An 18,681-nucleotide genomic window follows, 5' to 3' on the forward strand; every position below is an offset into this window, starting at 1 on the left:
GATGCCGAATACCTGGCACGCAGCTTGCTAGGGTTACTACTGCATTCGTACGCATTCAGACTGCATTTTGCGCACTGCATTCAGACTGCATTTGCACTGCGTCCGCACGATGTCCGCACTGCACCGCACGACATAACAAGCTACACCCGCTGCCCAGGAGTTCCATCATGTCCAGTTCCGCTGTTTCCGCCCCGGTCACCATGCTGGTCACCCGCCATATTGCGCCTGAACGCTATAGCGATTTTCTGTCCTGGATGCGCCAGGGCGAAATTCTGGCGGCGGGCTTTCCCGGCTTTCTGGGCTCGGGCGTGCTGCAACCGCCCGAAGGCGGCGATCAATATCAGATCGTGCTGCGCTTCACGGATGAGGCGAGCCTGAACCGTTGGGAAAAGTCGCTGCCGCGGCGCATGTGGCTGGAACGCGGCGCGAAGCTGGTACGCGCCAGCCATGAACGCAAGGTCAGCGGCACGGACAGCTGGTTCGCGCCCACCGCCGCCAGCGCGCCGCCGCGCTGGAAGCAAGCCGTCAGCATCTGGCTGGCTTACTTTCCGGTGCTGCTGGTGTTCTCGATTCTGGTCAGCGAGCACTTGAGCATCCTGCCGGTGTTCTGGCGCGTGCTGATCACAAGCGTGATCCTGACGCCCATCATGGTGTTCATCTGCATCCCCGTCATCTCGCGCGTGCTGCAACGCTGGCTGCGCGCGGGGTGATTCGGGGCGTTATGCGGCGAAACACTCAGCGTGCTGCGCGCGTTCTGCGGGGAAACACGCAGCGTGCTCCGCGCGTCATGCCGCCTTCGCATGGCGCGTGGAATAAAGCCGGTGCAAGGTGATCTTGCGCACGGCGTTCTGACTGTCCTGGATATGCGCTTGCAGCAGCGGCACGGCGCTGGCGGCGTCGCGGGCCAGCACGGCGCGCAAGATCGCGCCGTGTTCCTCATACGTCTTGTGGATGCGGTCCTGCTGCGTGAAGTCCAGCCTGCGCACAATGCGGATACGTTCCGTGGCCGCGCGATGCACGCGCGAGATTTCGGGGTTGCCGGCCGCCGCCACCAGGTCGATATGGAAGCGTTCGTCCAGGTCGGCCAGCCATTCGCCGTCGCTCGAATGGCCGCTTTCATCGACCAGCCAGACGTCCGCCAGCGATTGCAGCGCGCGTAGCGGGTCTGGCCCCTGGCCGGGCGCGCACAACGCGTGCACCGCGGCGGTTTCCAGCACGCTGCGTAGTTCGTAGAAGTGGTCCAGCGTGTTGAAGTCCAGGGGCTTCACCAGCCAGCCGTTGCGCTGGCGCACTTCCAGATAGCCTTCGCGCTCGAGCCGGAACAAGGCTTCGCGAACCGGCGTGCGGCTGACCTGCAAGCGGTCGGCGATTTCGGTTTCGGTGAAGCGGTCGCCCGGCGCCAGCCGGAAATCAAGGATGTCGCGTTTCAGCGCGCTATAGGCCGAATCGGCCAGGGTGCGCGGCATGTCGATGGCGGCGAAAGCGGTTTCCATTGCGTGGCCTTGGGTGCGAATCGAGCGTGAGAACGTGGCGAAGGGGCTGATCGGTCAGACGGGCCGCACGCGTGCGGCGCCGGCTTGTTCCAGCGCATAGGCGGCGCTCAGGCAATCGGCCTCGCGCCAGGGCGCGCCGATCAGTTGCACGCCCAACGGCAAGTGGCCGTCCTGTTCCGTTTCCGGCCAGGTGGGCGCGGTGCAGACAGGCAGGCCGATGCACGAGATGGGCTGCGTCAACAAGCCCATGCTGGCGCGCGCGGGCAGTTCCTTGCCGGCCAGCGTCAGCCAGTCGGTGCCGATGGGCGTGGCCGACACGGGTGTGGCAGGCGCGATCAGTACGTCGTACTGGTCGAACAGCGCCAGCGCCTCGCGGTAGACGCGGTGGCGGATGCGTTGCGCCTGCTGCACCCAGGCCGCAGGCACCAGGCTGCCAGCCACCAGGCGGTCGCGCGAATTGGGTTCGTAGTCGTCGTAATGCGTGATGAGTTTGCCGCGATGCAAGGCGCCGCCTTCGGCTGCCGTGATGATGAACGCGGCGGCGCGGGCTTGCGTGGCGCCGGGCAGTTCGACGATGGCGGTGGCGTCCAATGCACGCGCGGCGATCTCGACGGCGCGGCGGGCTTGCGGGCCGGCCCAGTCATGGAAGTAGCCGCCCAGCACCGCCACGCGCAGCTTGCGCGCGCCGTGGGCAAGCGTCGGCAGCACGGGCTCAGCCGCGCGTTGCGCGCACGCGGCGTCATCCGCGTCCGGCCCTTGCAGTGCGTCATAGGCGGCGGCCAGGTCGCTGGCGCTGGCCGCGAAGGGACCCAGATGATCCAGGCTGCCCACAAAGGGAAACGACCCCGTGCGCGGCAGGCGGCCATACGTGGGCTTCAGGCCGAAGATGCCGCACAGCGACGCCGGCACGCGGATGGAGCCATTGGTATCCGACCCCAGCGTCAGCGGCACCAGTCCGCCCGCGACGGCCGCCGCGCTGCCGCCGGACGATCCGCCCGCAATGCGGGTCACGTCATGCGGGTTGTGGCAGGCGCCGTAGTGTGAGTTTTCCGTGGTGAAGCCGTAGGCGTGCTCGTCCATGTTCAGCGCGCCGATCAGCACGGCGCCCGCATCGCGCAGACGCGTGACCAGGCGGGCATCGTGCCGGGCAGGGGGATTGGACGCGTTGACCTTCCCGCCCGCCAGTGTCACTTCGCCGGCGATGTCGAACAGATTCTTGACGGCGTACGGCACGCCCGCCAGCGGCGGCAAGGCCTCGCCGCGAGCGCGGCGCGCGTCGATGGCGGCGGCTTCCTGGCGCGCGCGGGTTTCGGTGACCAGCGTGAAGCTGTTGTAGTGGGGATCGCGCGCGCGCACGCCGGCCAGCGTGGCGTCCAGCACCGCAACGGCGGTGCGTTCGCCGCTGGCGACCTGGCGGGCGATGTCGATGGCGGGGCCGCTCACGGACGGAACACCGAAGCCGATTCCAGTTCCACCGGCAGCGGCTCGTCAACGAAGCTGGCCGCAATGTCGTGGATGCGCGAGAACTGCTGCACGACTTCCGCCGTGGTGGATTCGCGCAACGCGTAGCCCGATAACGCCAAGGCGCTACGCACGTATTGATCGATGGTTTCCTGGGTCATGGCGGATGCTCCCGATAGACTGGATGGTTGCTGCTGGGGGTTAAAGCGTACTCAAAATCACTTGCGCACTTCGCGCTGGAAGATCTCCAGGCTCAGTTTCTTCATCTGGATGAAGCTGGGTTCCGACAAGGTATCCACGGTGCGGGGGCGGGCGTCGGTGTAGTCCAGAATCTCGGCCACGCGCGTGGGCCGCTTCGTCAAGAGCAGCACCTGGTCCGCCAGGTACACGGCCTCTTCCAGGTCGTGCGACACCAGCAGCATGGTCGTGCCCGTCTGCAAGAACACTTCTTGCAGTTTTTCGCGGATGAACAGCGTCATCTCGAAGTCCAGCGCCGAGAACGGCTCGTCCAGGAACAGCACTTCGGGGCCGGGGGCCAGCGCCCGCATGATGGACGCCGTCTGCTGCTGCCCGCCCGACAATTCATAGGGATACCGCTTCAGGTCGAACTTGACGTCAAACGACGCCACCAGCTCTTCCACGCGCGCATCCACTTCGGCCTTGCTGCGGCCTTCCAGACGCAGCGGGTACGCGATGTTGTCGATGGTGCGCAGCCACGGGAACATGGCCTCGCGATAGTTCTGGAACACGTAGCCGATCTTCGTCTGCGCCAGCGACTTGCCGTCGAACAGGATCTCGCCTGCGTCGATGGGAATCAGCCCCGCGATCATGTTGATCAGCGTGGATTTTCCGCAGCCGTTGGGGCCGAACACCGAGACGATCTTGCCCTTAGGGATGTCCAGGTTGAAGTCTTCATACAGCGGCCAGCCCGCGAAATACTTGGTCAGGCCGCGGATGGTGATGTGGGTGCCCAGCGGGCCAGGCGCAAAGGGCGCGGCGGCAGGGCCGGGGGCGATGATGGGGTTGATGACGGTGGACATTTATCGGCCGCTCCAATGGACCACGCGCTTTTCCAGCACAAGAAAAAGGATGTTCAGCACATAGCCCAAGGCGCCCGCGGCCAAGATAGCCGCGTACATCTCGCGCACGTTCAACACCTGCTGGGCATTGATGATGCGATTGCCCAGGCCGCTGTCGGAGCCGATGAACATCTCGGCCACGATCACGATCACCAGCGCCATCGACACCCCGCTGCGCAGGCCTACGAACGTGGGTTGCAGGCTTTCCCAGATCAGCACGTCTTTGAAGATCTGCCAGCGCGAGGCGCCCATCACCCGCGCCGCCATCACGCGCTGCTTGCGCGCATTGATGACGCCATAGGCGCTGTTGAACAGAATCACCAGCACGGCCGCAAACGCGGCGATGGCGATCTTGTTCATGTCGGTGACGCCGAAGATCATCAGGAACAACGGGATCAGCGCAGACGACGGCGTCGAGCGGAAGAAATCCACCAGGAACTCCACGCTGCGATACGCCTTTTCATTGCTGCCCAACAGCACGCCTAGCGGCACGCCGATCACGCCGGCAATCACGAACGCCTGCAACGTGCGGTTCAAGGACGCCAGGAAGTCCCACAGCAGCGGGCCGCCCGCCAGGCCCTTGACCAGCGCGACGATGGTGGCGCTGGGCGTGGGCAGCAGCACGGGGCTGACGAGTTGCAGGCGCACCACCAGGTCCCACACGATGAACAGCGCCAGGGGGCCGATCAGCGGCAGAAACCGCGTCCCGTTGAATTTGCGAGGCGGCTGCTTGGCGGGCGCAGCGCTCGTGGCGGAGGGGGATGTCATGGCGCTCGATGCCTTCGTTGGTGCGACGGCCACGGCCACGGTGCTTCCCGTTGCCGCTGCCGCTGCGGAAGTTGCGGTCGTTGCTGGCATGGGTCAGCCCTTGTAAAGCATGCTCGACACGTCGACCTTTTGCGCAAAGATGCCCTTGTCGGTGAACAGGTCGAAGAATTTCTGGAAGTACTGGATGTCGCTTGCCGTGAACTCGTTGTAGAGCGTGTAGGCGGCCAGCGGCACTTCTTCGGTCATGGGGCCTTCGATGGCGGTGTAGCCCTTCATGAAGGGGCGCGCCTCGGCCGGCTTGGTGCGGATCAGTTCGATGCCGCGCGCATAGGCGGCGATGAATTTCTTGCTTTCCTCGGGGTGCTTCTTCAGGAAGGCGGTGGTCAGCGAGGCCGACCCGCCGAACCACGGCGCCATCGGATCGCCCAATACGTACTTGGCGATGACGCCCGTTTCCAGCACGCGCGTGGTGCCGTTCAAGCGGCCCACCGTGCCCGTGGGCTCCAGCGTGTAGCACGCATCCAACTGGCCGGCGGCAACCGCGGCGACGTGCTGGCTGATTGCCAACTCGACCACGGTTGCCCCGGTTGCGCCGGCGCGCTCCAGTACTGCTTTGGCCAGCGTGGCGTTCTGGATGCCGGGTCCAGATCCGACCTTTTTCCCCTTGAGGTCTGCTATGGATTTGATGGGACTGTCTTTCGCGACGATGAACTCATCCAGCACGTTCTTGGCGTTGCTGGGGTTGGACGCAAAAATCTTGAACAAGCCGGGCGACGCGATTTCGCCAATGGCCAGGTTGGCCGAGCCCGTGCCGTTGGCGCTGCCGTCTGCGCGGCCCGCCAGCATGGCTTCCATGACCTGCTGCGCGCCGGCGAACTTCAGCGGTTCGACGTTCAGGCCCGCTTCCTTGAAATAGCCTTTCTCAACCGCGGCGTAGAACGGCAGGCCGGCAGCAACCGGCCAGAACCCGATGCGGATCACCGGGCCCGATTGCGCGCGCACCAGGGCGGGCGCGGCCAGCGTCGCGGCGCCCATTGCGGCGCCTTGGATCAGGCGGCGGCGGGTGGCGTTGAAAGCGAAGGGCGCATTGCGGTTGATCATGAGGGCTCCTGAAGGGCGCGGGGTGAGTTCTGGGTTGCAGTGATCGGTTGCCTGTCTTGTAGACAAGCTTGCATACCAGTCATCAAGCAAAACGCGTGCCAGGTTTGCGCAAGCCGGCTCCGCCCTGGGGCGCGGGGGCGCGGGGCATCGGGCTGGTGCCTTGCGCGCGCCACATTGGTGCATGCCGCACCATAGAAGGGGACATAACGCGGCGGCAGTCCGCCAGAAGCAGCCGCTAGCGCCTTCCAGGCCGCAGCAGCCACGGCGCAGCGGCCTGGAAGGCGGTAGCATGGTCGCCATGCCGTGGCCCGCCGTCGCGGAGCTTGCAAAAGAGTTGAGCGCCGTCACGCGGCGCATGGATCATGAATACGCGTTTCGTCGAAGCCTTTCTCTGGTCGGCGCGCCTGGGCAGTTTCCGGGCCGCCAGCGACCGTCTCCACATCACCCAGGCCGCCGTGGCCAATCGCATTGCCTCGCTGGAAGAAGATATCGGCGCGCGGCTGTTCGAGCGCGACGCCAAGGAATTGCGCCTGACAGCCGTGGGCACGCGGCTGCTGGACTACGGCGAACGGCTGCTGGAAATCCGCCAGCAGATTCTGTCGCTAGGCAAGCGCGGCGACGAAGTGTTCGGCCTGGTCCGCATTGGCGCGATCGAAACCGTGGTGCACACGTGGCTGATCGGTTTCCTGACGAACCTGAAGTCCACCTATCCCGGCATCGAGGTGCAGCTGACATCCGAAACCACGCGCGCACTGCATCGCGGTTTGCGCGAAGGCACGCTGGACATCGCCCTGCAAACCGATTTGCTCAGCGACACGGGCATCATCAGCACCGCCTGCCTGCCGATGGAAATGGGCTGGGTGGGGCCGGCGGGCGACGAGCCATCGCTGACCGTGCAGCAACTGCTGAGCGAGCCGGTGTTGACGATGAGCCCGGGTTCGCAACCGCATGAGGCCTTGAAGGCGCTGTATCGCGAAGCGGGCATGCCGCAAGGCAAGGTGCATTGCGTGAGCTCGATGTCGGCGTTGGCGCGGCTGGTGAAAAGCGGCTTTGGCCGGGCGCTGGTGCCGCTGCCGCCCATGTATGAATACGTGGCGCGCGGCGAAGTGCAGGTCATCCGCAGTGACGTGCCCGTGCCGCCGCAATTGCTGGTGGTGAGCTATCTGGAAAGCGCCGGGTCGGACGCCATCCGGCTGGTGGCGGAGCTGGCCAGCCGCGCGTCTGACCAGTTCACGACATCGGTGGTGGCGCCGCGTTTCGGGTCTGCGCAATAGTGTTATCCCTAGGGTGGCGCTCAGTAATTCTGTTGCCGTGAGGAAGAATTACTCGTTTGTCGCCGCCCCGCCTGGCGGACGAAGATTGGGCCTTCCGAAATTGTTGGAACCCTGGTCTTCCGCTTATGAGCTATTCCGCCGCCTCTGCCTCGCTTCCCAATGGCCTGCTGTTCGTCGCTTCTGACGTGGCCGCCGCCGACGAACCCGATTTCAACCGCTGGTACGACCGCGAACACGTGGAAGAACGCGTGCGCATTCCCGGTTTTCTGTCTGGCGCACGCTATGTGTCGCGCCACGGCGGGCGCAAGTACCTGGGCCTGTACCGCACCGAATCGCTGGGCGCCTTCACCACCACCGACTACCGCGCCGCGTTCGAACGCCAGACGCCGTGGTCGGTGGCCAACCTGGACCGCATGCGCGACCCGATGCGCCGCGTGTGCGCGGTCGAAGCCGTCATCGGCGCGGGCAGCGGCAGCCAATTGGTGGTGCTGCCCTTGCCGATGACGGATACCACCGAAGCCTTGATCGTGCAGGCGCGCGAGCTGGGCCTGATGTTGTCAGGCGCGGATGGGTTCGTGCAGTCGTACTTGCTGGTGCCTGACCCGGTGCTCAGCACGCCGCTGCCGCGTGAATCCACCGAGCAGCGCCAGCTGGCGCCGATCTTCATCGTGGAAGCCAGCACCGAAGCGGGCGCATTGGCCTTGCGTGACCAGGCCGCCGCCGCCTTCAAGGCCGACGCGTCCCAAGCCTGGCTGCTTGAGCTGGGCTGGAAGCTGAACGCGTCCGATCTGCGCTAACACTGAATCACAAAACAAGGGGAACCTCATGGCTGAACACACCTTGCCCGCGGCGTCGGCCGCGGCCGACACCGCCGGTGCGCCCAACAAGATGCGCCGGCTGGCAATGGCCAGCTCGGTCGGCACCACGCTGGAGTGGTACGACTTCACCATCTACAACCTGATGGCGGCGCTGGTCTTCAACTCGATCTTCTTCCCGTCGTTCGATCCGCTGACGGGCACCATCCTGGCCTTCTCGACGTACGCGGTGGGCTATGTGTCGCGGCCGCTGGGCGGCTTCGTCTTCGGCCATCTGGGCGACCGCCTGGGCCGCAAGTTCGTGCTGGTCGCGACCCTGGTCATCATGGGTATTTCGACCGGGCTGATGGGGCTGCTGCCCACCTATGCCTCGTGGGGCGTCTGGGCGCCAGTGGCGCTGGTGGCGTTGCGCTTCGTGCAGGGCGTGGCCTTGGGCGGCGAATGGGCGGGCGCGGTGCTGTTGTCGATGGAACATGGCAAGCCGCACCAACGTGGCCGCAACGCCTCGTTCACGCAGGTCGGACCGTCGTGCGGCACGCTGATCGGCACGGGCTTCATCGCCATCGTCACCGCGTTTCTCAGCGCGGAAGATTTTCAGTCGTGGGGCTGGCGCGTGCCGTTCGTCTCCAGCGTGGCGCTGGTGATGTTCGGCTTGTGGCTGCGCCGCGGCGTCGAAGAAACGCCGGTGTTTCGCGAGATGGAAGAAAAGCGTGAAACCGCCAGCACGCCCATCAAGGAAGTGCTGGGCCAGCACTGGCGCCAGCTGCTGATCGCGGGCGGTTCGCGCATTGGCTCCGACGTCTTGTATGCGCTGGTGGTGGTTTTCACGCTGACCTACGTGACGACGGTGCTGCACTTGTCGCGGCCCATGGCGCTGACGGCGACGATGCTGGGCGCGGCGCTCAACGCCATCGCGGTGCCGCTGTGCGGCGCGCTGTCCGACAAGATCGGCCGCCGTCCGGTGTATCTGTTGGGCGCGGTGCTGGGCATGATCTGGGCGTTCGTGTTCTTTGTGCTGATGGACACGGCGCACCCCATCGCCATCTGCGCGGCGGTCGTGGTGGGCCTGTTGATTCACGCTCTGATGTACGGCCCGCAAGCCGCCTTCATCACCGAACAGTTCCCGGGCCGGGTGCGCTACGCCGGGTCGTCGTTGGCGTACACGCTGGCCGGCATTGTGGGCGGCGGGTTTGCGCCGCTGATCATCGCCAGCCTGTACAAGTCGTGGAATTCAACGCTGGCTATTTCGCTGTACGTGGCGGCTGCGTTGGCCGTGACGGCGGTGGCGCTGCTGGCGGCGAAGGAAACGGCCAAGGCGCCGTTGCAACGCTGATCGCCGCTACGCAAGCAGCAAAAAGCCCGGGCGATGGTCCGGGCTTTTTTGCTTCGAGCGGCGTCAGCTGAAGTTTGCCGATGTCAGCCGATGTCAGCCGATCAGGGGATTGATCAGCGGTTCACCTTGCGCCCAGCGGCGCAGATTATTCAGGAACAATTCGCGCACTCGCGCCGCGTTGCCGTCCGAGAAGCCCGCGCTGTGCGGCGTGACGATGACATTGTCCAGCCCCCATAGCGGGGAGTCCGGTGGCAGCGGTTCCTGCTGGAACACGTCCAGAAACGCGCCGCCCAGACGGCCATGGGCAAGCGCGTCGATCAGCGCGGGCTCGTCGATGACATGGCCGCGCGCCACGTTGACCACCATGGCGTGGGCGGGCAGGGCGGCCAGGGCGTCGCGGCTGACGAGTTCGCGCGTGGCCGGTGTCAACGGGCATGCCAGCACCAGCCAGTCGGCATCATGCAGCAGGCCCGGCAGGTCGCCATAGGCCGCCGTGCGTCGCGCTTGTGGCACAGCGGTGGCCGAATGCCGGACGACGGTCAGCGTCAACCCCAGCGCCATCAGCAGCGCGCCGATGCGCTGCCCGATGCCGCCCCAGCCGACCAGCACCGCATGCTGGCCAGACAGGTCGCGCGGCGTGCGGGCGCCCAGCAGCGGACGCCAGGCACGGTCACGCTGGTCAGCCGCCAGCAGCGGAAACCGGCGCGCCAGCGCCAGCACGCCGCCGATGGCGGTTTGCGCCACGACGGCATCCGTGGCGCCTTGGGACGTGGTGATGGTGACGCCGCGCGCATGCAGGCTTTGATAGATCTCGCGGTCGGCGCCCGCCGAATGCACATGCACCCAGCGCAGCGCCGGCGCGTGGCGCATCGCCTCGTAGTAGCGCGCCGTGTCGGGCGTGATGCTGAACTTGGTGGATGCGCCCGTGATGTCGCGCGACACAAAGGCCACTTGCGCATCGCAGGCTTGTCCGGGCTCGGGATGGCGCAGGGTATAGCGCCGGCCATCATGGGGCAGCGCCTGCCGCAGCGTGTCAGCGGCGGCGGGCGAGCAGAGGATGCGGATGTCGTCGTGTTGCGTCATTAGGGTTAACTGCCCGCGGCGGGCTTCAGTTGGGATTGGGTTGGAACTTGCGCACCAGCGCGGCCCATTTGTCGTGTTCGCTGCGAATGAACGTCGAGAACTGCGCGGGCGTGCCGCCAACCGGTTCCGCGCCTTCGTGCAGCATCTGCGATTTCAGCGAGGGCAGGGCGGCATTCACTTCGCGGTTGATCACGTCCACCACGGCGGGCGGCGTGCCTTTGGGGCCGAAGAAGCCAAACCACGAGCCCGCATCAAAGCCCGGATAGCCGGACTCGGCGATGGTGGGCAGCTCGGGCAGCGTTGCCGACCGTTGCAGCGTGCTGACGGCCAGCGGGCGCAGCTTGCCCGCGCGAATTTGCCCGATCACGGATGGGATGGTCGCAAACATGAAGTCGATGCGCCCGGCCAGCAGGTCGTTGACCGCGTCGGCGCCTTTGTATGGCACATGCGTGGCTTGCACGCCCAGCTCATCCATCAGCATGTAGCTGGACAGATGCGACGACGTGCCCACGCCGGTCGAGCTGTAGTTCAGGTGCTTCGCCGTTTTCACGTACGCCAGAAAACTCTTGATGTCCTTCGCGGGGGACGACGGCGGCACGACCAGCACGTTTGGTACGGTGGCGATTTGCACCATGGGCACCAGATCGGTCAGCGGGTCGAACGACAGCTTGGCCAGCGACGCGTTAACCGCAATGGGGCCGACGGAATTCACGATCAAGGTGTGCCCGTCGGGCGCGGCGCGCACCACATATTCCGTGCCGATGTTGCCGCCCGCGCCGGGCTTGTTTTCTACGACGAAGGGCTGATCGAGCTTCTTCGCCAGCGCATTGGACATGCTGCGCGTTAGCGTGTCGGTGGTGCCGCCGGCGGTGAACGCCACGATCACTTTGACGGGCTTGTCGGGATAGTCCGCCGCCATCGCGGGCGGTACGGTACAGGCGCAGGCCGCCGCTGCGGCGGCGAGCAGGGCTCGGGCAGTGTTCATTGTTGTCTCCGTTCGTGGTTGTCGTTTGGGCTTGCGAGCGCCGTGCCGCCACGTCGGCCGGCGCTTTGGAGTTCAGTCCCGGGGTTTCAGTCCGGGGTTTTAGTCCGACACTTCAGTCCGACACTTCAGTCCCGGAACCCGGGGTCCATGCGGTCCAGTTTGCGCAGCAGGGCCGGCCACTCCATGACGCCGTACGGGCGCCGGGTGCCGGGCTGGTAGTTGTTCCAGGTTTCTTGCAGCACGGCCGGGCTGACCTGCCGCAACGGCGAGCCGGTGGCCATGGCGGCCAGCTGGGCGCGGCAGGCAAGCTCCAGCCGGTGCATCCAGTTGAAGGCCTCGCCCACGGTGCGGCCCACGGTCAGCGCGCCGTGGTTGCGCAGGATCAGCGCTTCGCCCTGGCCAAGATCCTTCAACAGCGATTCCTGCTCTTGCAGGTCCAGCACCACGCCTTGGTAATCGTGATACCCAATCTTCAGAAAGCGCATGGCCGTCTGCGTGAGCGGCAGCAAGCCGCAATCCAGCGACGCCACCGCCATCGACGCCCAGCTGTGCGTGTGGATCACGCAGTCGACCTCATGGCGCGCCGCGTGCACGGCACTGTGAATCACATAGCCGGCTTTGTTGATGCCGTAGTCCATGTCGCCGAAATCGGGTTTGGCCAGGATGGTGCCGTCCAGGTCCACCTTGATCAGGCTGGACGCCGTGATCTCTTCGTACATCATGCCGTAGGGGTTGATGAGGAAGGCGTTGTCTTCGCCCGGCACGCGGGCCGAGATGTGGTTGGCCATCATGTCGGCCATGCCGTAGAGCTCAACCAGCCGATAACAGGCGGCAAGGTCGACACGGGCCTGCCATTCCTGCTCGGAACAGTGCGGCCGCATGGAGGGGATGGGTAGCGTGCCCGGGCGTCGGGAGTCAGTCGTCATCAGCGTTCGAGAAGGTCCGTCGCCCCGGCACCATTGCCGCAGCGTTCACGAATGCAATGTATCCGTGGGACTTCCTCGGGCCTAGCCATGCGCCCGGCATGGGGGCATCACGAATCGAGAAGGGTGGCGCCCGGCCAGCCGCCGTGGCGCACTTGCGCGCGCATCACGTCCACCAGCACGACGCGCGCCGCCAGCGCCGCGGGCGATAGTTCTTCATCGTTGATGCAGTAAACGGCGTTGCGGCGGTACAGAAAGGGGTCGTTGATGGGGTGCATGTTCAGCAGCCCGGCCTCGGCCCGCGCCACGGCGGCGCCCGGCTGGATGGTGGCGATGGCGTTGGCCTGCACCAGGTCCATCAAGGTCGTCAGGCCATCCACTTCGACGGCCACCCAGGGCTCGATGCCGGCGCGTTCGAAGGCGGCTTCCACCCAGGCGCGCAGGCCGTGCGCTTTGCTGGTGACCGCCAGCGGCAGGCTCGCCAGTTCGGCAATGGTGACGGGTTCGCCGTCAGGCAAGGCGAACATGCCGCGCTGCGCCAGCAGGAATAGTTTTTCGTCCAGCACGGGAATGGCGCTGCGCCCCTGGCTGCTGTCATTCTGGAACAGCACCGCCAGATCCAGCCGCCGGTTGCTGAGCTGTTCGCCCAGATTGCCCGACAGCCCTTCGACCAGATGCAGCCGCACGTTGGGATAGCGTTCAGCCATGGCCGCATAGAACGGCTTGGCCAGCACCGATGCCGTGGTGGGGGCGAAACCCACGCTGACCATGCCGGACAAACGCGCCTCGCGGGCCGCCGCCACGGCGTTTTCCGCGTGCCGCAACGTCAAGCGGGCTTGCCGCAAAAAGGCGGTGCCGGCGGCCGTGGGCACCACGCCCGTGTGCGTGCGCATCAGCAACCGCGTCGCCAGCTCGCTTTCCAGGCGGCTGATCTGCTGGCTGAGCGCAGACGCCACCACGCCCAGATCGCGCGCGGCGCGGCCGATGCTGCCAAGTTCAGCGACACGCACGAAGTAGCGGAGTTGACGGAGTTCCATGGGCTTCAAAACGGGGACGGCAATAGCGGGATAGTAGCGGGCCAGCCACGGGGGTTGCGCGGAATTGCTCAAGTTTTACGTTCAAAAAAGCGTCAGGTAGCTGACTTATCGCTGAACATCAAACGAAAATTGTTTACACTCTCATCCGCAAATTAAAGTCGTAACGGCCCGCCGCGGGGGTGGTCGCCGTTCGAAGTTACGGGAGAACGTTGATGCGCAAGTTGCTTTTGGGAGCGGTGCTGGCAGCCGCGGTATTCGGGGGAACGGCACACGCCGCGGTTGAGCCCAAGGCCGTCGTCGCCACCTATTCGGATCTGGCGCTGGCGGGCTATGAAGACTCGCTGACCGCCGCCAAGACGCTGCGCACCGCCATCAACGCACTGATCGCCAAGCCCAGCCCCGACACGCTGAAAGCCGCCCGCGAAGCCTGGCTGGCCGCTCGCGTGCCGTACCAGCAGACGGAAGCCTACCGCTTTGGCAACCCCATCGTTGACGACTGGGAAGGCCGCGTTAATGCCTGGCCGCTGGACGAAGGCCTGATCGATTATGTGGACGCCTCGTACGGCACCGACAACGACGAGAACGCGTACTACGCCGTCAACGTCATCGCCAATTCCAAGATTTCGGTGGGCGGCAAGACGGTGGATGTCAGCAAGATCACGCCGCAGCTGCTGTCTGAAGTGCTGCACGAAGCCGACGGCAACGAAGCCAACGTGGCCACGGGCTACCACGCCATCGAATTCCTGCTCTGGGGCCAGGACCTGAACGGCACCGGCCCGGCGCCGGCTGACCGCAAGGGCACGCCGCAAGAGCGCCACTCGGGCAACCGCCCGCACACGGATTTCGACACCAAGCAATGCACGGGCGGCCACTGCGAACGCCGCGTTGAATTCCTGAAGGCCGTGACGGATTTGCTGGTCACTGATCTGGAAGAAATGGTGGGCAACTGGAAGAAGGAAGGCGCGGCGCGCAAGGCCGTCGAAGAAGATCCCAAGGCGGGCTTGATCGCCATGCTGACCGGTCTGGGCAGCCTGTCGTACGGCGAGCTGGCCGGTGAGCGCATGAAGCTCGGCCTGATGCTGCACGATCCCGAAGAAGAGCACGACTGCTTCTCGGACAACACGCACAACTCGCACTACTACGACCAGATCGGCATCCGCAACGTGTACGTGGGCGCCTACACGCGCATCGACGGCAAGGAAGTCAAGGGCGCCAGCCTGTCGGAATTGGTCAAGGCCAAGGACCCGAAGCTGGACGCTGAAGTGCGCGCCAAGCTGGACGCCACCGTGGCGGCCATGCAGGCGATGAAGACGCGCGCCGAAACCGTCGAAACCTATGACCAGATGATTGCCGACGGCAACAAGGAAGGCAACGCGGTGGTGCAGGCCGCCATCGACCGCCTGGTGGATCAGACCCGCAGCCTGGAGCGTGTGATCACGCTGCTGGACCTGGGCAAGGTCGCCATCGAAGGTTCCGACAGCCTGGATAAACCCGACGCCGTATTCAAGTGAAACTCGTATTAGCCGCCGTACTGGCGGCGTCGGCTCACGCCGGCGCCGCCGCCGCACCTGAAGTGCCAGCCGGGCGTGATGACCTTACGCCCGAAGATCAAAAACGCGTCACCGCCATCACCGCGCCCACGCGCGATTTCTCGAAGGTCGAGACCTTTGAGTCCATGCAGGCGGGTGCTGCGACCACCAACAAGCTCATCAACGCCGATATCTTTTCGCAGCCGTCGGCGAACATGAGCTTCGAGGGGCGCCAGGAATTCCAGGTTGGCAACGGCCTGTTCCGCAAGGACTGGGTGTCGGCGCCTGCCTCCACGCAAGCGTCCGACGGCCTGGGGCCGCTATTTAACGCCCGGTCGTGCCAGGCCTGTCATACCAAGGACGGACGCGGCACGGTGCCGGGTTTCGATCCTTTGGAACGCACGGATGCCGTGGCGCTGCTGCTGCGTCTGGCCGTGCCGCACGGCCCTGACCGTGGGCATCCCAAGCTTGCCGCAGGTGAAATCGCCGAGCTGCCCGAACCCATTTACGGCGTGCAGTTGCAGAACTTTGCGGTGGCGGGCCTGCCGGCCGAAGGCCGCATGGAGATCGAGTACGAACCGATACCCGTGGCGCTAAACGGTGGCGAGACCGCCACGCTGATGAAGCCCACGTACCGCATCGAGAACCTGGGCTATGGCCCGATGCGCGCCGACACGCAGATTTCGCCGCGTCTGGCGCCGCCAATGATCGGCCTGGGCCTGCTGGAATCCATTCACGAAGCCGACATTCTGGCCAACGTGGGCGCCGACACGCGCGATGGCATCAAAGGAAAACCCAACTGGGTGACCGATGCGCGCACCGGCGCGCGCGCGCTGGGCCGCTTCAACCTGAAGGCTGGTCAGCCCACGGTTGAGCAGCAAAGCGCCGCCGCGTTCTCGAACGACATGGGTCTGTCGACGCCGATGTTCCCGAAGCATTCGGGCGACTGCACGCCCGCGCAAAAGCAATGCCTGGACATGCCGCACGGCGCACAGCCGCGCTTCGGCCCGGAAGAAGTCCCGGCGAAGTTGATGGACTTCGTCACCATCTATTCCACCAATCTGGCCGTACCGGCGCGGCGCGATGCCGACGACGCGCGGGTGCTGGCGGGCAAGAAGCTGTTTTACGAAGCCAATTGCGTGGCCTGCCATGTGCCCAAGTACGTGACGAGCCGCAACGCCAAGCAGCCCGAGCACCGCTTCCAGCTGATCTGGCCCTACACCGACATGCTGGTGCATGACATGGGCGACGACCTGGCCGATGGCGTGTCTGACGGCCAGGCCAACGGCCGCGAATGGCGCACGCCGCCGCTGTGGGGCATCGGCCTGACCAAGACCGTGAACCCCAACGCCACCTGGCTGCACGACGGGCGCGCCCGCACCTTGCTGGAAGCCGTGCTGTGGCACGGCGGCGCGGGCAAGCCTGCGCGTGACCGCGTGGTGGCGATGACGCCTGACGAACGCGCAGACCTCATTCGTTTCCTGGAGTCGCTGTGATGGCCCGATCCTTCCCGCCTGTGTTCAAACCCGCGCTGGTGGCCGTGCTGCTGACCGCAGCCCCGCTGGCGGCGCAGGCCCAATTGCCCGCCGACCTGGGCGAACGCCTGGCGCGAGATTACGCGCGGCCCGCCGTCAGCAAGATGGTGGATGCCGCGGCGGCGTTGGATGGCGCGTTGGGCAGCTGGTGCGCCAAGCCGGATGCCGCGGGCGCCACGCGTGTTGGTGACGCGTTCACGAATCTGGCGTTGGCGTGGTCCGGCGTCGAGATTCTGCGCTTCGGCCCGCTGGTGCAAGCCAACCGTTTTGAGCGGCTGGCGTTCTGGCCCGACACGCGCGGCGTGATGCCCCGGCAGGTGCAGCAGCTGATCGCCGCAAAGGACGACGCGCTGCTCGCGCCGGGGGCGCTTGCCGGCCGCAGCGTGGCGGTTCAGGGCCTGCCCGCGCTGGAATACGTGTTGTATGGCGAACCGGCGCTGCTGAAGAACACGGGCGACCCCACGTTTGCCTACGCCTGCGGCTATGCCCGCGCGGTAACGGCGAACGTCACGGGAATCTCGCGCGATGTGGCGCAGGCCTGGAGCGCCCAAGGCGAATTCGGCCGGCAGTTCGCCAAGCCGCAAGCCGCGAACGACCTGTACCGCGATCCGCAGGAAGTGGCGGCGGAAGCCATGAAGGCGCTGTCCACCGGCCTGCAATTCGCGCGCGACGTGAAGATTCTGCCCGTGCTGGGCGCAACGCCGGATGCGGCGCGCCCCAAGCGCGCGGCGTTCTGGCGCAGTGATTTGTCCACGCGTTTGCTGGCGGCGAACCTGAGCAGCCTGAAGGCGTTCTACCAAGCCGGCGCGTATCCGCTGCCGGCAGGCGGTGACTGGATGGACGTGTCGGTGCAAGGCGAGCTGAAAGGCGCCGCGCAGACCTTGCTGGATGTGCCGGCGCCGCTTGAGGCCGCGCTGAAAGAGGAAGACGGCCGCCGCCTGTTGGAGCTGGCGTCCTTGACCATCAAGAATGCCAAGGCGATCGTCGACCAGGACCTGGCCCCGGCACTGGGCGTCACCATTGGATTCAATGCGCTCGATGGTGATTGACCGCCGCCGCTTTCTGACCTTGGCCGCGGCGCTGGGCTTGTCGCCCGGCGCGGCGCGTGCCGTGTTGCCCGCCGATGGCGGCCCGCTGTATCTGAGCGCGCGCAAGCGCGGCGGGCGCGATGAAGCGGTGTTGCTGGATGACGCGGGCCACGACAAGTTGGTGGTGCCCATGCCCGCGCGCGGGCACAGCTTTGCGATCGACGCATCGAGCCAGCGCGCCGTGGTGTTCGGCCGTCAGCCCGGCTTTTTTGCCGTGGCTTTTTCCTTGCGCGATGGGGGCGAGCCGCAGGCATTGCCCATGCCGGACGAGCGTCATTTCTTCGGCCACGGCGCGTTCATGGAACAGGGGCGGCTGCTGGCCGCCACCGAAAACGATTTTGAAGCGGGGCGCGGCGTGCTGGGCATTTACGATGCCTCGCCGGGCGGCGCGTGGCGGCGGGTGGGCGAGTTCGACACGGGCGGCATCGGCCCGCACGAAGTGGTGCTGATGCCCGACGGCAAGACGCTCTGCGTGGCCAACGGCGGCATCCTTACGCATCCCGATTACGGCAAGCTGGAGCTGAACCTGGACACGATGCGGCCGTCACTGGCCTACATCGATGCGGCCAGCGGGCAGTTGCTGGAAAAGGTGGAGCTTGCCCCTGATCTGCATCGCCTGTCGATCCGGCATCTGGCGCTGGCGGGCGATGGCAGCGTGTGGTTCGGCTGCCAGTACATGGGGCCGGTGGCCGACCGCCCTGCGCTGGTCGGGCGGCATCGGCGCGGCGCGCAACTGGAATTGTTCGAAGGGCCTGCCGAGACGCTGCGCAACATGCGCAACTACGTGGGCTCGGTCACGGTGGATGCGTCGGGCGGCATCGTCGCGACGTCCAGCCCCGTAGGCGGGCAGGTGATCTATTGGGACACGGCCAGCGGCCGGTGCCTGGGCACGACGGCGCTTGCCGACGGCTGCGGCGTGGCGCCTGCGCCCGAGGCGGGCTTTCTGGTCAGCAGCGGTTTGGGCGCGATGCTGCGCACCGATGCCGCCGGCCACGAAACGCCGGTGCTGCCGCCGTCGCGCGAGGTGTCTTGGGACAATCACTTCCGCATCGTTCCCCGCTGACTCCCTCAGTTCGCGCATCGGGCGTATTCTTACAAAGCTTGACATACCAGGGCCGCATTGCGGCCCTTTGCGACTTCTTCATCTGATAGAGTTTTCGGTTGTCATTTTTCGCAG

The 18,681-nt window shown here is 65.8% G+C and carries 18 protein-coding genes; 8 read left to right on the top strand and 10 right to left on the bottom strand.

Annotated elements, in window-relative coordinates; translation table 11 throughout:
• The first annotated feature begins 167 nt into the window (after window positions 1-167).
• On the top strand, window positions 168-710 hold the full coding sequence (locus AC1DB0_RS15020) for an antibiotic biosynthesis monooxygenase (RefSeq protein ID WP_054426598.1): 543 nt from the start codon (window positions 168-170) through the stop codon (window positions 708-710).
• A 75-nt stretch (window positions 711-785) separates the two neighbouring features.
• Here AC1DB0_RS15020 and AC1DB0_RS15025 read toward each other — a convergent pair whose 3' ends face one another.
• The 6 genes from AC1DB0_RS15025 to AC1DB0_RS15050 all read right to left on the bottom strand — a co-directional run bounded on the left by AC1DB0_RS15025 (window position 786) and on the right by AC1DB0_RS15050 (window position 5,902).
• Window positions 786-1,493 carry a GntR family transcriptional regulator gene (locus tag AC1DB0_RS15025; RefSeq protein WP_054426597.1) on the bottom strand — a complete coding sequence of 236 codons (708 nt, stop codon included), beginning with the start codon at window positions 1,491-1,493 and terminating at the stop codon, window positions 786-788.
• Window positions 1,494-1,547: 54 nt separating this feature from the next.
• On the bottom strand, window positions 1,548-2,936 hold the full coding sequence (locus AC1DB0_RS15030; protein WP_175171780.1) for an AtzE family amidohydrolase: 1,389 nt from the start codon (window positions 2,934-2,936) through the stop codon (window positions 1,548-1,550).
• Window positions 2,933-3,115 carry a DUF4089 domain-containing protein gene (locus tag AC1DB0_RS15035; RefSeq protein WP_054426595.1) on the bottom strand — a complete coding sequence of 61 codons (183 nt, stop codon included), beginning with the start codon at window positions 3,113-3,115 and terminating at the stop codon, window positions 2,933-2,935. The genes AC1DB0_RS15030 and AC1DB0_RS15035 overlap by 4 nt, the downstream gene beginning before the upstream one ends.
• A gap of 57 nt (window positions 3,116-3,172) precedes the next feature.
• Window positions 3,173-3,994 (bottom strand): ABC transporter ATP-binding protein, encoded by an 822-nt coding sequence (locus tag AC1DB0_RS15040; RefSeq protein WP_346550750.1) that lies wholly within the window; start codon window positions 3,992-3,994, stop codon window positions 3,173-3,175.
• Window positions 3,995-4,801, bottom strand: coding sequence for an ABC transporter permease (locus AC1DB0_RS15045; protein ID WP_054426593.1), 807 nt, complete (start codon window positions 4,799-4,801; stop codon window positions 3,995-3,997).
• A 93-nt stretch (window positions 4,802-4,894) separates the two neighbouring features.
• Window positions 4,895-5,902 (bottom strand): ABC transporter substrate-binding protein, encoded by a 1,008-nt coding sequence (locus tag AC1DB0_RS15050; RefSeq protein ID WP_054426592.1) that lies wholly within the window; start codon window positions 5,900-5,902, stop codon window positions 4,895-4,897.
• A 362-nt stretch (window positions 5,903-6,264) separates the two neighbouring features.
• Here AC1DB0_RS15050 and AC1DB0_RS15055 point away from each other — a divergent pair, with 362 nt between their 5' ends.
• The 3 genes from AC1DB0_RS15055 to AC1DB0_RS15065 all read left to right on the top strand — a co-directional run bounded on the left by AC1DB0_RS15055 (window position 6,265) and on the right by AC1DB0_RS15065 (window position 9,324).
• Window positions 6,265-7,176, top strand: a complete 912-nt coding sequence (locus tag AC1DB0_RS15055; RefSeq protein ID WP_175171777.1) for a LysR family transcriptional regulator — start codon at window positions 6,265-6,267, stop codon at window positions 7,174-7,176.
• 125 nt (window positions 7,177-7,301) lie between these two features.
• Window positions 7,302-7,973, top strand: a complete 672-nt coding sequence (locus AC1DB0_RS15060; RefSeq protein WP_476757226.1) for a hypothetical protein — start codon at window positions 7,302-7,304, stop codon at window positions 7,971-7,973.
• A gap of 28 nt (window positions 7,974-8,001) precedes the next feature.
• A complete protein-coding gene (locus tag AC1DB0_RS15065; RefSeq protein ID WP_175171773.1) occupies window positions 8,002-9,324 on the top strand; it encodes an MFS transporter in 1,323 nt (440 codons plus the stop codon).
• A gap of 93 nt (window positions 9,325-9,417) precedes the next feature.
• Here AC1DB0_RS15065 and AC1DB0_RS15070 read toward each other — a convergent pair whose 3' ends face one another.
• The 4 genes from AC1DB0_RS15070 to AC1DB0_RS15085 form a co-directional block, all read right to left on the bottom strand.
• Complete coding sequence (locus AC1DB0_RS15070) at window positions 9,418-10,407, bottom strand: D-2-hydroxyacid dehydrogenase (RefSeq protein WP_175171771.1); 990 nt, start codon at window positions 10,405-10,407, stop codon at window positions 9,418-9,420.
• 25 nt (window positions 10,408-10,432) lie between these two features.
• Entirely contained in the window at window positions 10,433-11,392 is a 960-nt protein-coding gene (locus tag AC1DB0_RS15075) for a Bug family tripartite tricarboxylate transporter substrate binding protein (protein WP_054426587.1), read from the bottom strand.
• 125 nt (window positions 11,393-11,517) lie between these two features.
• Window positions 11,518-12,318 carry a class II aldolase/adducin family protein gene (locus AC1DB0_RS15080; RefSeq protein ID WP_447578263.1) on the bottom strand — a complete coding sequence of 267 codons (801 nt, stop codon included), beginning with the start codon at window positions 12,316-12,318 and terminating at the stop codon, window positions 11,518-11,520.
• Between the two features lie 107 nt (window positions 12,319-12,425).
• A complete protein-coding gene (locus tag AC1DB0_RS15085; protein WP_054426751.1) occupies window positions 12,426-13,352 on the bottom strand; it encodes a LysR family transcriptional regulator in 927 nt (308 codons plus the stop codon).
• Between the two features lie 212 nt (window positions 13,353-13,564).
• Between AC1DB0_RS15085 and AC1DB0_RS15090 the strand changes: the two genes are divergently transcribed.
• The 4 genes from AC1DB0_RS15090 to AC1DB0_RS15105 are packed head-to-tail and all read left to right on the top strand — an operon-like array spanning window position 13,565 to window position 18,567.
• Window positions 13,565-14,863 (top strand): imelysin family protein, encoded by a 1,299-nt coding sequence (locus AC1DB0_RS15090; RefSeq protein WP_054426585.1) that lies wholly within the window; start codon window positions 13,565-13,567, stop codon window positions 14,861-14,863.
• Window positions 14,860-16,377, top strand: a complete 1,518-nt coding sequence (locus tag AC1DB0_RS15095; RefSeq protein ID WP_054426584.1) for a di-heme oxidoreductase family protein — start codon at window positions 14,860-14,862, stop codon at window positions 16,375-16,377. Before AC1DB0_RS15090 ends, AC1DB0_RS15095 begins: the two co-directional genes overlap by 4 nt.
• Window positions 16,377-17,465: an imelysin family protein gene (locus AC1DB0_RS15100; RefSeq protein ID WP_476757227.1), complete on the top strand. Its 1,089-nt coding sequence runs from the start codon at window positions 16,377-16,379 to the stop codon at window positions 17,463-17,465. The genes AC1DB0_RS15095 and AC1DB0_RS15100 overlap by 1 nt, the downstream gene beginning before the upstream one ends.
• Window positions 17,455-18,567, top strand: a complete 1,113-nt coding sequence (locus tag AC1DB0_RS15105) for a DUF1513 domain-containing protein (protein WP_476757228.1) — start codon at window positions 17,455-17,457, stop codon at window positions 18,565-18,567. Before AC1DB0_RS15100 ends, AC1DB0_RS15105 begins: the two co-directional genes overlap by 11 nt.
• Window positions 18,568-18,681: the final 114 nt, after the last annotated feature.

This window comes from Achromobacter sp. 10T422, assembly GCF_056394065.1.

What these genes read in the sequence shown, in the direction of transcription:
- AC1DB0_RS15070 (WP_175171771.1), bottom strand. Translation starts at nt 10,407, where the DNA reads ATGACGCAACACGACGACATCCGCATCCTCTGCTCGCCCGCCGCCGCT.
- AC1DB0_RS15045 (WP_054426593.1), bottom strand. Translation starts at nt 4,801, where the DNA reads ATGACATCCCCCTCCGCCACGAGCGCTGCGCCCGCCAAGCAGCCGCCT.
- AC1DB0_RS15040 (WP_346550750.1), bottom strand. Translation starts at nt 3,994, where the DNA reads ATGTCCACCGTCATCAACCCCATCATCGCCCCCGGCCCTGCCGCCGCG.
- AC1DB0_RS15100 (WP_476757227.1), top strand. Translation starts at nt 16,377, where the DNA reads ATGGCCCGATCCTTCCCGCCTGTGTTCAAACCCGCGCTGGTGGCCGTG.
- AC1DB0_RS15055 (WP_175171777.1), top strand. Translation starts at nt 6,265, where the DNA reads ATGAATACGCGTTTCGTCGAAGCCTTTCTCTGGTCGGCGCGCCTGGGC.
- AC1DB0_RS15080 (WP_447578263.1), bottom strand. Translation starts at nt 12,318, where the DNA reads ATGACGACTGACTCCCGACGCCCGGGCACGCTACCCATCCCCTCCATG.
- AC1DB0_RS15025 (WP_054426597.1), bottom strand. Translation starts at nt 1,493, where the DNA reads ATGGAAACCGCTTTCGCCGCCATCGACATGCCGCGCACCCTGGCCGAT.
- AC1DB0_RS15085 (WP_054426751.1), bottom strand. Translation starts at nt 13,352, where the DNA reads ATGGAACTCCGTCAACTCCGCTACTTCGTGCGTGTCGCTGAACTTGGC.
- AC1DB0_RS15035 (WP_054426595.1), bottom strand. Translation starts at nt 3,115, where the DNA reads ATGACCCAGGAAACCATCGATCAATACGTGCGTAGCGCCTTGGCGTTA.
- AC1DB0_RS15060 (WP_476757226.1), top strand. Translation starts at nt 7,302, where the DNA reads ATGAGCTATTCCGCCGCCTCTGCCTCGCTTCCCAATGGCCTGCTGTTC.
- AC1DB0_RS15090 (WP_054426585.1), top strand. Translation starts at nt 13,565, where the DNA reads ATGCGCAAGTTGCTTTTGGGAGCGGTGCTGGCAGCCGCGGTATTCGGG.
- AC1DB0_RS15065 (WP_175171773.1), top strand. Translation starts at nt 8,002, where the DNA reads ATGGCTGAACACACCTTGCCCGCGGCGTCGGCCGCGGCCGACACCGCC.
- AC1DB0_RS15050 (WP_054426592.1), bottom strand. Translation starts at nt 5,902, where the DNA reads ATGATCAACCGCAATGCGCCCTTCGCTTTCAACGCCACCCGCCGCCGC.
- AC1DB0_RS15105 (WP_476757228.1), top strand. Translation starts at nt 17,455, where the DNA reads ATGGTGATTGACCGCCGCCGCTTTCTGACCTTGGCCGCGGCGCTGGGC.
- AC1DB0_RS15020 (WP_054426598.1), top strand. Translation starts at nt 168, where the DNA reads ATGTCCAGTTCCGCTGTTTCCGCCCCGGTCACCATGCTGGTCACCCGC.
- AC1DB0_RS15075 (WP_054426587.1), bottom strand. Translation starts at nt 11,392, where the DNA reads ATGAACACTGCCCGAGCCCTGCTCGCCGCCGCAGCGGCGGCCTGCGCC.